Annotated in this window: 10 protein-coding genes; 1 reads left to right on the top strand and 9 read right to left on the bottom strand. The window is 61.1% G+C overall.

The window, feature by feature from the left end:
• A partial coding sequence (locus GRH90_RS22290; RefSeq protein ID WP_162368170.1) for a DUF1601 domain-containing protein occupies nucleotides 1–493 on the top strand: 493 nt, incomplete at its 5' end.
• Between the two features lie 90 nt (nucleotides 494–583).
• Here the strand turns inward: GRH90_RS22290 and GRH90_RS22285 are convergent.
• From GRH90_RS22285 to GRH90_RS22245, 9 genes are all read right to left on the bottom strand, one after another.
• On the bottom strand, nucleotides 584–2,104 hold the full coding sequence (locus GRH90_RS22285; RefSeq protein ID WP_162368169.1) for a DHA2 family efflux MFS transporter permease subunit: 1,521 nt from the start codon (nucleotides 2,102–2,104) through the stop codon (nucleotides 584–586).
• A gap of 12 nt (nucleotides 2,105–2,116) precedes the next feature.
• Nucleotides 2,117–3,337 (bottom strand): HlyD family secretion protein, encoded by a 1,221-nt coding sequence (locus tag GRH90_RS22280; protein WP_162368168.1) that lies wholly within the window; start codon nucleotides 3,335–3,337, stop codon nucleotides 2,117–2,119.
• Nucleotides 3,338–3,347: 10 nt separating this feature from the next.
• Nucleotides 3,348–4,811: an efflux transporter outer membrane subunit gene (locus tag GRH90_RS22275; protein WP_162368167.1), complete on the bottom strand. Its 1,464-nt coding sequence runs from the start codon at nucleotides 4,809–4,811 to the stop codon at nucleotides 3,348–3,350.
• Between the two features lie 15 nt (nucleotides 4,812–4,826).
• A complete protein-coding gene (locus GRH90_RS22270) occupies nucleotides 4,827–5,273 on the bottom strand; it encodes a MarR family winged helix-turn-helix transcriptional regulator (protein ID WP_162368166.1) in 447 nt (148 codons plus the stop codon).
• A gap of 208 nt (nucleotides 5,274–5,481) precedes the next feature.
• Complete coding sequence (locus GRH90_RS22265; RefSeq protein ID WP_162368165.1) at nucleotides 5,482–6,210, bottom strand: 4'-phosphopantetheinyl transferase family protein; 729 nt, start codon at nucleotides 6,208–6,210, stop codon at nucleotides 5,482–5,484.
• A gap of 63 nt (nucleotides 6,211–6,273) precedes the next feature.
• Complete coding sequence (gene eutC, locus GRH90_RS22260; RefSeq protein WP_162368164.1) at nucleotides 6,274–7,119, bottom strand: ethanolamine ammonia-lyase subunit EutC; 846 nt, start codon at nucleotides 7,117–7,119, stop codon at nucleotides 6,274–6,276.
• Nucleotides 7,120–7,299: 180 nt separating this feature from the next.
• A complete protein-coding gene (locus GRH90_RS22255) occupies nucleotides 7,300–8,673 on the bottom strand; it encodes an ethanolamine ammonia-lyase subunit EutB (RefSeq protein ID WP_162368163.1) in 1,374 nt (457 codons plus the stop codon).
• 13 nt (nucleotides 8,674–8,686) lie between these two features.
• Entirely contained in the window at nucleotides 8,687–10,072 is a 1,386-nt protein-coding gene (gene eat, locus GRH90_RS22250; RefSeq protein ID WP_162368162.1) for an ethanolamine permease, read from the bottom strand.
• A gap of 275 nt (nucleotides 10,073–10,347) precedes the next feature.
• Nucleotides 10,348–11,862 carry an ABC transporter substrate-binding protein gene (locus tag GRH90_RS22245; protein ID WP_162368161.1) on the bottom strand — a complete coding sequence of 505 codons (1,515 nt, stop codon included), beginning with the start codon at nucleotides 11,860–11,862 and terminating at the stop codon, nucleotides 10,348–10,350.
• Between the last annotated feature and the right edge of the window lie 12 nt (nucleotides 11,863–11,874).

Raw genomic sequence — 11,874 nt, 5'->3', positions numbered from 1 at the left:
CCGGCGTGCCGGCATCGCGCTGGCCGGGGAGGTGACCGCGCGCCTGGCCGTACCGGACAACGCCCGGCAATTTAACCCACAGGCGCTGGCCAATCTGGTCAACGGCCTGGGCAAGTGGCCGTGGGAGGACGCCTGCCGGCGTGCCGGCATCGCGCTGGCCGGGGAGGTGGCCGCGCGTCTGGCCGTACCGGACAACGCCCGGCAATTTAACCCACAAGAGCTGGCCAATCTGGTCAACGGCCTGGGCAAGTGGCCGCGCGAAGAGGCCTGCCGGCGTGCCGGCATCGCGCTGGCCGGGGAGGTGGCCGCGCGTCTGGCCGTACCGGACAACGCCCGGCAATTTAACCCACAAGAGCTGGCCAATCTGGTCAACGGCCTGGGCAAGTGGCCGCGGGAGGACGCCTGCCGGCGTGCCATCGCCGCGCTGGCGAAAGTCGTGCCCTCACGTCAGCCGGTTTTTCGACATGACGGGAGGACGGGCATAAAAAAGTAAAACGAGAGGCCTGATGATTTGCTATCCAATAGCTTACTTACCCTATGCGGCGTTTTAACGTCGCCATGGATCCTTGTTCAGGTAAAGTCATCAATGTCCACCCCCGCCGCCCTGGGCGGTAAACGGCGGCTTCGCCAGGAATATCACCAGGATCAGCGCAAAAAACATCCAGCCCAGCAGGGTGAAGTAATCCACGGTGGACAGCATATAGGCCTGGCCTTCCACCAGTTTATCCAGCTGCGCCATGGTGGTCTGGCCTGCCCCGCCCATCCTGGCGATATAGTCCTGGGTGTTGGCGCTGTAGGGCGTGATATTTTCCGTCAGCTGCGCGTGGTGGAAAATTTCCCGTCGTTGCCAAATCCAGGTGGTCAGCGAAGAGGCGAAACTGCCGCCCAATACGCGCAGGAAAGTGGCCAGTCCCGAGCCGTCGGCAATCTCCCTGGGCGACAGGCTGGAGAGCAGGATACTGGTAGTCGGCATAAAGAACAATGCGATGCCGATGCCCATAAAACCCTGGATCATCGCGATATGATAATAATCCACCTGGGTATTAAAATCGGCGCGCATAAAGCAGGTGACGCCGATCACCAGGAAGGATCCGCCCGCCAGCAGCCGAAGGTCGAACTTTTGCGCATATCGTCCCACCAATGGCGACAAAAATACCGGCAGGATGCCGATGGGCGCCGCCGCCAGCCCCGCCCAGACCGGCGTGTAGCCTAGCTGGGTTTGCAGCCACTGCGGCAACAGCAGGTTGATGCCGAAAAAGCCCGAATACCCCAACACCAGCGCCAGGGTGCCGAAGGAGAAGTTACGATAACGGAACAACCGCAGGTTGACGATGGGGTGCTTATCGGTAAATTCCCAGATCACCAGCGCCGTCAGCGAGATCGCGGCGATTATCGCGCCGATGATGATAAAATTGGACCCGAACCAGTCCAGGTCGTTGCCTTTATCCAGCACCACCTGCAGCAGGCCGACGCCCACCACCAGCAGGCCGAGGCCGATATAGTCGATGGGCTGGTGCTCCTGCTCCTCTGGTCGATCCTTAAGCTGCGCAAACACCAGCATGGCGGCAAAGATGCCAATGGGCACGTTGATAAAAAAGATCCACGGCCAGGTGTAGTTGTCGGTAATCCAGCCGCCGGCCAGCGGGCCGACGATCGGCGCCACCACCGTCACCATGGCCAATAGCGATAGCGCCATACCCCGCTTGGCGGCGGGATAAATCGACAGCAGCAGGGTCTGCGCCATGGGATAAAGCGGTCCGGCAAAGAACCCCTGCAAGGCGCGGAAAATCACCAGTTGCGTCATGCTTTGCGAAATACCGCACAAGAACGAGGTGATGATAAACAGTATCACCGACGCCAGGAACAGTTTGGTCTGGCCGAAGCGGCGTGACATCCAGCCGGTCAGCGGCAGGGCGATGGCGTTGGAGACCGCGAACGAGGTGATAACCCAGGTTCCCTGCTCCGAGCTGACGCCCAGGTTGCCGGAAATGGTCGGCAACGCCACGTTGGCAATAGTGGTATCCAACACCTGCATAAATGTCGCCAGCGACAGTCCGATGGTAGCCAGGACCAGGCTGGGCGGACGAAACGATTGTTCACTCATGGCGACTCCGCATTAATTTTTACCCTGGCCGGCGGCCATGGCCTGCTCGCCATTTTCATGGATAATACGCGCCACCAGCTTATCGGCTTCCACCAGTTGATGATCGTAGACATCGGTGGCATAACGCGGTTGTTCCTGTGGATGCAGCGCCAGTACCGGTCCATCCTGGTTGTGCAGGTTTACCGTCACATTGGTGGACAGCCCGATGCGCAGGGGGAACTTGTCCAGATGGTCCGGCTCCAGGCGAATACGCACCGGTAAACGCTGGACTATCTTGATCCAGTTGCCGCTGGCGTTTTGCGCCGGCAGCAGCGAGAAGGCGCTGCCGGTGCCGACGCCGAGGCTTTCCACCTTGCCGCGATAGGTGATATCGCCGCCGTACAGGTCGGCGTCAATTTCCACCGGCTGGCCGATGCGCATTTTCACCAACTGGGTTTCCTTGAAATTGGCATCGATCCAGATTTGATCCAGGGGAACCACCGCCATCAGGGCGCTGCCCGGCTGCACGCGGCTGCCGACCTGCACTGAACGCTTGGCCACATAACCGCTGACCGGCGCCACCATGGTGCTGCGCACGTTATTAAGATAAGCCTGGCGCAGCTGGGCGGCGGCCACCTTCACATCGGGATGGGAACTGATGGTGGTGTCGTCCACCAGGGCAAAGGTCGTGCTTAACTGCTGCTGCGACGACGTCAGCGAGGTTTCCGCCGAAGTCAGCGCATCGCGTGAATGCGACAATTCTTCCTGGGATATCGCCCCATCGCGCGCCAGGTTGGCGCGGCGCTGGTAGTCGTCCCGGGCGCGTTGCAGCTGGATTTTGCTCGCCGCCACCATGGCCTTGTAGTTATCCACGTTGCTGTATAAACCGCGCACCTGGCGCACGACCTTGGCCAGGTTGGCCTCGGCGGTTTCCTGGCTGACGATGGTATCGCTGGGATCCAGACGCACCAGCACCTGGCCCTGTTTGACAAAATCGCCGTCATCGGCGGCGATGGCGGTGACCGTGCCCGAGACCTGCGGGGTGATCTGCACCAAATTGCCGGTGACATAAGCGTCATCGGTGGATTCAAAAAAACGACCGTGCAGCCAATAATAGAGGCCGAAAACGATAGCGGCCGCAATGACTACCGCTAAAAGAATAAATAACAGCAGCTTGCGTTTGCCCGGCTTCGCCGGCGGGTTGGCGGGACCGGCGTTGTTCTCTGTTGGTGCGGTAGTGGAATTCTCAGCCATAAAATAGTTCTCAGTGTGCTTGATTCATGGCCACGTTTTGCGCGGCATTGGAAGAAACGGAAGAATGAAAGCCGCCGCCCAGCGCCTGCATCAGCAGGATGGCGGTATCGGTACGGTCGGCATTCAACGCGGCCAGCTGGCGCTCGGCCTGGATAAGCTGTTGTTCAACGCTCAGGGCATCAAGATAATTGCCCACCCCGGCGCTGTAGCGCTGCATCGCGTTGCCCCAGGAATCGTTGGCGATATCGCGGGCGCGCATCTGCTGCCGGATCTGGATATCCAGCGAATCCAGACGGGTAATGGCATCGCCGATATCTCCCAGCGCCGCCACCAGCGACTGGTTATATTGCGCCACCGCCAGATCGTAATCGGCATTGCTGCCGGCCAGATCGGCGCGGCGGCGGCCGCCGTCAAAGATCGGCAGCGATAGCGCCGGCCCGATGCTGAAATAGCGGCTTGGCGCGCCGAAGAACGCGTCGCCAAGCAGCGATTTGGTGCCGGCGGCGGCGGTCAGGTTAATATTGGGATAAAAGGCGGTGCGGCTGGCTTTGATATCCTTGGTCGCCGCCTCCACCCGCCAGCGCGCGGCCACCAGATCCGGCCGGCGGCCGAGCAGCTCCGCCGGAAGCGTAGGCGGCAGGCTGACGGCCGCGGGGGCAATCAGGCCCGGGCGCGGCAGGCTGGCGGCCCGATCCGGCCCCTGCCCCAGCAGTACCGCCAGGCGGATGCCGGCGGCGCGCACCTGCTGCCGGGCGTCGGTCAGGCTGGCTTCGGCCGAGGCCTCGAGGCTCTCGGTCTGCTGGTACTGGAATTTGCTGTCAAGCCCGGCGCTAAGACGCTTCGACGCCAGGTTGAGCATGGTGCGGGTGCGCTCCAGATCTTTTTGCGCCAAATCCTGCATCGCCCAGGCCTGGCCCAGGGTGTTATAGGCGCGCGCCACGTCCGCGGACAGGGTCAGGCGAGCCGCCTGCCGATCCACTTCGGAGGCGTTGGCCCGGCCGACCGCGGCTTCCCAGGCGGCGCGCTGCCCGCCCCACAAATCGAAGCTGTAGTCGAAGTTCGCCGACAGGGTGCGCAGGGTGGCGTAGCGTTTGCCCTGGCCGGTGGGATCGTCCACGGCGGAAAGACGTTCGCGGGTAATACCGGCGTTGGCGTCAAGCGTCGGCATGCGATCGGCTTCGGCCGCCAGCACCGTGGCGCTGGCCTGGCGCGCGCGCGCGTCGGCCACCTGCAGGTCGGGACTGGAACGCAGCGCCTGCCGGATCAATATATCGAGCTGTGGATCGCCGAGACTGTTCCACCAATCGGACGTCGGCCACCCGGCGGTGGAAAGGGTATTGCCTTTTAGCGTATTTTCGCTGTGCAGATTAGCGACATCCAGCGTTTGGCCTTCGGTATGTAAACCATTAGGTAAAGCGCACCCCGCCAGGATCAGCGAGCAAAGCAACGGTAATAAACGAATGCGCAACGGCATAGTGAAATTTACTCCTTAAATACCGGCAGGGACCGCCAGCTTCTTGAGCAGGCGATCGAGTTCATCAAGTTCAGGGGGGGTCAACGGCGCCAGTAAATCATTAAAGGTCTTTACGGCTATCTGCGGGATCTGCTGGCAGAAAGCGCGCCCCTGCTCGGTCAGCGCCAGGTGAAATTGACGCCGATCGGTAGTGCTGCGCACCCGCATGATCATTTTTTTATTCTGCAGCCGGTCAAGCATGCGCGACATGGCGCCGCTGTCGAGCGAGATGCAGCGGCACAGCTCCGCCGACGTGGTTAAGCCGTCCCGGTTCATCATCAGCATGACTTTAAACTGGGCCGCGGTGATTTCGTAGGTTTCAAGGTATTGTTCAAGGATGCGATCCTTGCACAGGTTCAGCCGATGGATCTGCCTTCCCCAGGCATAGACTTTGTCGATATCATCAACGGAAAAATGGTCCATAATAATCTTTGCCTAGGCAGCTATTAGGCGGGGGACTATACTGCTGCTTAAGCAGGTAAACAACTGTCAGTTTTGTAACCAAATATTTACACATGGAAAAACCAGCCGCCGCGGGCTTTCCCGCATGGAGAAAAGCGCACAATTGGGTAAATCGGGTTACAGTTCCACGCGCCGGGACCTTATGGCGCAACGGCGCGGCGCCGGACGCTCAATCGTTGCCTATCGCCAGTACCGTGAGCACATCATGTTCAGTGGCGGCATAACCGCATTCAAACAGCCTGCCCACCGGCAGCGCGGGCGTCAGCTCAACCAGCAGTTCAAGAGTGATGCGGTTATCGGCCAGCCGGACCACGCGCGCGTCGAGAAAATCGAAGTAGCGGTTGACCAGCGGGTACAAGGCCTTGAACAGGCTCTCCTTGGCGGAAAACGCCAGGGTCAGGCTGACGGCGAACGGCAGGTCGAGGGTGGCAAAATACTCCCGCTCCCAGACGCTGATAATGCCCGGCCACAGCTCCAGCGTGCGCGGACCGTTAATCAGGGTTTCGATATCGATACCCAGCCCGGATACCGGCCGGGCCGGGCGCCGCCAGCCGATGCATATCGCCAGGGTGGCGTGATGGGTCAACGCCCCCTGCACCGTATCCGGCCAGGCCGGCGCCCGATCTTCGCCGGGCAGCAAATCAAAGCGCGGATAGCCCAGATCGGCCAATACCCGCCCGGCGACGATGCGGCCGGCCAGATACTCGCCGCGGCGTTTTACGGCGGCGCCGGCGATCGACAACGGCAGCCTGACGCCCTGGGCGGCGAAATCCTCATCCTGGTAAAAAGCGATATCAAAGCGGCAGCACCAGGCCCGCGCCGGCAGGGTAAGCAAATCGGCGGAGCCGAACGGCAGCCCCTGTTCCAGGGACAAAATGCAGGAAACCGGGTGACTCATCGTGAATGGATCCTTATCGGGACGGGGCGCGCCAGGGAACGTGGCGTTGTCCGCTAAGTATAATCACAATTTTCCGGTCAGGCGCTCCGGCGGGTTAAACAACGGCTTAACCAGACCGTACAGCGCCGGATTGTCGCTTTCATCCTTCAGCTCAATGCCCGATAGGCGCCGTTGCCCGGCCTGCTCCAGCAGCCACGCCAGTTTAAACGCCGCCTGGGGGTAATCCAGCCCCTCGGGGCGGATATTGGAGATGCAGTTGCGTTCCGACTCCAGGCGGCGGGTATGGGGCTCCCAGGTAAAATAAATGCCCAGGCTGTCGGGCGAGGACAGGCCGGGCCTCTCGCCTATCAGGATCGCCACCGCCCGGGCCCGCAGGCATGCGCCGATATCATCCCCCAGCGCCACCCGTGACTGATGGGCCAGCACCACCGGCGCCATTTTCAGCCCCAGTAGGCTGAGGTATGGGCTTAACGCCCGGATAAACGGCACCGCCTGGCGGTGTACCGCCTTCGAGGACAGACCGTCGCCGATCACCAGCAGGATATCGGCCTGTTTATCCGGATAAGCCGTTAACGCCCGCCGGCTGTCGTCGCCGAGCCGGCGGCCCAGGTCCGGCCGGCAGAGGTAGGTTTCCCGGGTTTGCGCCGCGCTGTGCACCGTAATCGTGGTCATGCCGTCCGCCTCCAGCTGCTGCGCCAGCGATTCGCTGTCAAACGGCTGGTGCACCGCATCGCGCGCCTGGGCATGGGCCAGGCCGAATTTCAGCAGTTCATCGGTCGGCAGGCTGGAGCCGGCGCGGCCGAGCGCAATCCGCGCCGCGGTAAATTCCCGCAGGCCTTGCCAGGGGTTGTGGTGGATAATATTGCCGACCGGAAATTTACCGGCCGGGGGCTGCACAGGCTTACTCATGGCTCACTCCACGCCAGCGACGGCAAACTGGGTTTGATAAAAACCGGGTGCCCACGGGCACGCTGGGCAAGATCATCACGACGCCGTAAATACGTCCTTGTAGGCACGGACGCCCCATCCCTGGCGCGCTACGCTTTATTCTTCTTGCCCGACCTACCCGATTCATACTTATGTCGACACTTATGAAAAATGCTGCAGCAGCGGATGCTGGCCGCCGGTATCGCGCAGCATGCCGTCGGCATTGATAATCTGCATGCGCTGCAGCCAGGCGGAAAATTCCGGGGCGTGCTTCAGCCCGAACAGCTCGCGCACGTACAGGGCGTCATGGAACGAGGTGCTTTGGTAATTAAGCATGATATCGTCCGCGCCCGGCACCCCAATCAGGAAGGTAAGCCCGGCGGCGGCCAGCAGGGTCAGCAGCGTATCCATATCATCCTGGTCGGCCTCGGCGTGATTGGTATAGCAGACATCGCACCCCAGCGGCACGCCCAGCAGCTTGCCGCAGAAATGATCCTCCAGCCCGGCGCGGATGATCTGTTTGCCGTCATACAGGTACTCCGGGCCGATAAATCCCACCACGGTATTGATCAACAGCGGTTTGAAGTGGCGCGCGATGGCATAGGCGCGGGCCTCGCAGGTCTGCTGATCGACGCCGTGATGGGCATTGGCCGACAGGCAACTGCCCTGCCCGGTCTCGAAATACATCACGTTATCGCCCAAGGTGCCGCGGTTAAGGCTTAACGCCGCCTGGCGGGCTTCGTCAAGCAGCGCGAGGTTAATGCCGAAGCCGGCGTTGGCCGCCTCGGTACCGGCTATCGACTGGAACACCAGATCCACCGGCGCGCCGCGCTCAATCAGCTTGATGGTATTGGTCACATGGGTCAGCACGCAGGATTGCGTGGGGATCTCGAAGCTGCTTATCACATCGTCCAGCATGTAATTGAGCTTTTCCAGCAGCGGCAGGCTATCGCTGGCGGGATTGATGCCGATAACCGCGTCGCCGCTGCCATACAGCAGACCGTCCAGCATACTGGCGGCGATGCCTTTCACATCATCGGTGGGATGATTGGGCTGCAACCGCACGCTCATATGACCGGGCAGGCCGATGGTATTGCGAAAACGGGTAATCACCCGGCACTTTTTCGCCACCAGGATCAGATCCTGGTTGCGCATGATTTTGCTTACCGCCGCGGCCATTTCCGGCGTAATGCCCGGCGAGACCTGCGCCAGACGGGCGCTGTCGGTACGCTCCGACAGCAGCCAGTCGCGAAAATCCCCCACGGTCAGGTGCGCTATCGGCGCAAAGGCCGCCGCGTCGTGACCGTCGATAATCAGGCGCGTGACCTCATCCTCTTCATAGGGGATAAGCTGCTGCTGCAAAAATACCCGCAGCGGCGCCGCCGCCAGCGCTATGCGCGCCGCCATGCGCTCCTCGGCGCTGGCGGCGGCCACCCCGGCCAGATAATCGCCGGAGCGCGCCGGCGATGCCTTGGCCATCAGTTCTCGCAAATCGGCAAAGCGGTAGCTGCGATGACTCAGCGTGGCTTGAAACATCGACCCTCCGGGATCACTCCGATAACGTCAGCTGCGGATCGTGCGCCGCCGCGTCGCGCGCATAGCGCGTCAGGCGGTAGTAGGCATAACCCAACAGCATCATCACGGCGAAAATCATAAACAGCAGTTGGTTATAATAAATCATCGCCACCAGGCAAATCACCGCCATCACCAACGCCAGCGCCGGGGCGAACGGATACAGCGGCGCGCGGAACGGGCGGGTCAGTTTCGGTTCCAGACGACGCAGCTTAAACAGCGACGCCATGGAGATAATATACATGACTATGGCGCCGAATACCGACATGGTAACGATATTGGCGGTTAACGGCTGCCCGCCGATAATGATCAGCGAGTCGGAGAAAATCGCCGCGACGCCCACCACTCCACCGGCAATAATCGCCAGGTGCGGCGTGCGGAACCGGCGGTTAACCCGGGAGAGCGGTTTCGGCAGGTAGCCGGCGCGCGCCAGGGCGAAAATCTGCCGCGAGTAACCCATGATGATACCGTGGAACGACGCAATCAGCCCGAACAGCCCCAGCCAGACCAGCATATGCAGCCAGCCGCTGTTGCCGCCGACGATAATTTTCATCGCCTGCGGCAGCGGATCGTTGATATTGGCCAGTTTGGTCCAGTCGCCTACCCCGCCGGCAAAGACCATGACGCCCAACGCCAGCACCGTTAAGGTCAGGATGCCGCCGATAAAGGCGCGGGGAATGGTGCGCTGCGGGTCTTTGGCTTCTTCGGCCGCCATTGACGCCCCTTCGATCGCCAGGAAAAACCAGATGGCGAAGGGGATGGCGGCGAAAATGCCGGAAATCGCGCCGATGCTGAAGTGTTCCGCGCCGGCCCAGCCGCCGCGGGTAAAGTTTGCCAGCTCGAAGCCCGGCGCCACCACGCCCATAAACACCAGCAGTTCAAATATCGCCAACAGCGTGACCAGCAGTTCGAAGGCGGCGGCGATGCCGACGCCGAGGATATTCAGCGTCATGAACACCAGATAAGCGGCCAGGGCCACCCAGCGCGGCTCAACGGCCGGGAACTGGACGTTCAGGTAGGCGCCGATCGCCATGGCAATCGCCGGCGGGGCAAAGACAAATTCCACCAGGGTGGCAAAACCGGCAATAAACCCGCCGGTGGGACCGAAGGCGCGATGGGCGTAGGCAAAGGGGCCGCCCGCATGGGGGATGGAGGTCGTCAGCTCGGTAAAGCTAAAGATAAAGGCACAATACATCGCCGCCACCGCCACCGCCGTCACCAGGAACCCCAGCGTGCCCGCCTGGGCCCAGCCGTAGCTCCAGCCGAAATATTCGCCGGAAATCACCAGGCCGACGGCAATCCCCCATAAATGGAAACTCCCCAGAGTGCGTTTTAAAACCGGTGCCACTTTACTGTTTTGCATGACGATGTCCTATGCTGCGTAAGTATTTGTAAAGGTGCAAAGGTCATACCACATCGGCGAGCGGCGGCTAAATGAGGCTGTCGCGCTGATAAAAGCGCCGCGCCGGCGGTTAATGCACTGCGTTGGCGGCGTTAAAAATAACGGGGCGCCCCTTTTTGGTGCACAAAGAGTGGGTTTGAGCATGCCATGACGCCTGCAGGTGCAAAGCGCCAGCGCCTGGGCGACGCCGCGGGCCGGCCTGCGGACCTGCGCAGCCCGGCCAAGCGATCCGGGTGTTATAATTTGTCGGTATCTTCCAGCGCGAAGCGTCCCAACGGATTCTGGTAAAAATCCTTGATGTTCTTGCGGCTGACGTTGCGATACGGGCTATAGTATAAATCGACCCAGTTCACGTCCGCCTTGGCCATTTTTTGCAGGTCGACATACATCTGCTGCCGTTTGCCGACGTTCATTTCCACGCGCGCCGCGGCCACCAAATCCTTGACCTTGTCGTTATGATAGCGGGTCATGTAGTTCATATTGGCGTCATGCCCCAGCACAAAGGTGGTTTTCTGGTCCGGGTCGAGAATATCGTTGGTCCAGTACATGACCGAAATATCATACTCGCCCGCCACCAGCATATCCCAGCTCTGGCTCGGGTCGACCTTTTGCAGGTTGACCCCGACCCCGGCCTTGGCCAGTTGCTGTTGCAGCAATATGGCTATCTGCTCATCCACCTCATCCCCGGCGTTGACCACATAGTTAAGCTTCAAATCGGCCGCGCCGGCCGCTTGCAGCATCCGTCTGGCCTTTTCCGGATCGTACGGACGCCGCAGGTTGTCCGCGTAATGGAACAGCGCGCCCTCGGGGATATAGGCGTTGGCGACATGGCCGAAACCGAAGGTCACGGTATCGACAATGGCCTTTTTATCGATGGCGAAGTCCAGCGCCTGGCGCACCTCCGCTTTGGCCAGCGCGCCGTGCTCGTGGTTAATCAGCAGGTGATCCTCGCGGGTGGAGCGATCGAGATGCACCTCCAGGTTGGGATCCTGCTGCAACGAGGTGATGCGCGAGAACGGCACCGACAGCGCGGCGTCCAGCTCGCCGGCCTGCACTTTCAGCATGCGGGTATTGTCGTCGGGCAGCGTCAGCCACTCCACGCCGTCCAGCTTGACGCGGCCCGCCTGCCAGAAATAGGGGTTTTTCACCAGTACCACCTTTTCGCCCCGGGTCCAGGATTTGACGCTGAACGCGCCGGAACCCACCGGTGTTTCGGCAAAGGCTTCCTCGCCCATGGCTTTTACCACTTTCTCCGGCAGTATCGACACATTCGGCAGGGCCAGTTGCGACAGGAACGGCGCGGACGGCGTCTTCAGGGTCACCACCAGGGTATGGGGATCCGGCGCTTCGGCTTTGTCGATAACGCTATAGGAGTCACGCCATAACGAACCTTGGTTATCGCGGATGCGCAACAGGCTGAACACCGCATCCTGCGCGGTCACAGGCTGTCCGTCCGAGAATTTGGCGTCGCGTATCTTAAAGGTGTACACCTTGCCGTCCGGCGAGATTTCCCAACTTTCCGCCAGTCCCGGCTCCAGCCGGGTGCCGTTTTTATCCACCCGCACCAATACGTCGAACACATTGGAGAACACCCAGTTATCGGCGTTTTGCGCCGACCTGATCGGGTCAAAGGTGGTGCTGTCCTCGCGCCGGCCGATGCTTAATACCCCGGCGGCATCGGCAACCTGGCCGGCCGCGCTGATGGCGAGCAATGCTCCGGCGGCGACAACGTTAAAATGCTTACGCTTCATAGTTAACACACC

Origin of the sequence: Acerihabitans arboris, from assembly GCF_010131535.1 — a bacterium.
Taxonomy (GTDB): Bacteria; Pseudomonadota; Gammaproteobacteria; order Enterobacterales; family Enterobacteriaceae; genus Acerihabitans; species Acerihabitans arboris.
Note: the sequence above shows the minus strand (reverse complement) of the source record. Positions and strands in the feature narration are given on the sequence as shown.

Excerpts from the sequence above, each read along its gene's own strand:
- eat (WP_162368162.1), bottom strand. The coding sequence starts at position 10,072 with ATGCAAAACAGTAAAGTGGCACCGGTTTTAAAACGCACTCTGGGGAGT.
- GRH90_RS22255 (WP_162368163.1), bottom strand. The coding sequence starts at position 8,673 with ATGTTTCAAGCCACGCTGAGTCATCGCAGCTACCGCTTTGCCGATTTG.
- GRH90_RS22280 (WP_162368168.1), bottom strand. The coding sequence starts at position 3,337 with ATGGCTGAGAATTCCACTACCGCACCAACAGAGAACAACGCCGGTCCC.
- GRH90_RS22270 (WP_162368166.1), bottom strand. The coding sequence starts at position 5,273 with ATGGACCATTTTTCCGTTGATGATATCGACAAAGTCTATGCCTGGGGA.
- eutC (WP_162368164.1), bottom strand. The coding sequence starts at position 7,119 with ATGAGTAAGCCTGTGCAGCCCCCGGCCGGTAAATTTCCGGTCGGCAAT.
- GRH90_RS22275 (WP_162368167.1), bottom strand. The coding sequence starts at position 4,811 with ATGCCGTTGCGCATTCGTTTATTACCGTTGCTTTGCTCGCTGATCCTG.
- GRH90_RS22265 (WP_162368165.1), bottom strand. The coding sequence starts at position 6,210 with ATGAGTCACCCGGTTTCCTGCATTTTGTCCCTGGAACAGGGGCTGCCG.
- GRH90_RS22285 (WP_162368169.1), bottom strand. The coding sequence starts at position 2,104 with ATGAGTGAACAATCGTTTCGTCCGCCCAGCCTGGTCCTGGCTACCATC.
- GRH90_RS22245 (WP_162368161.1), bottom strand. The coding sequence starts at position 11,862 with ATGAAGCGTAAGCATTTTAACGTTGTCGCCGCCGGAGCATTGCTCGCC.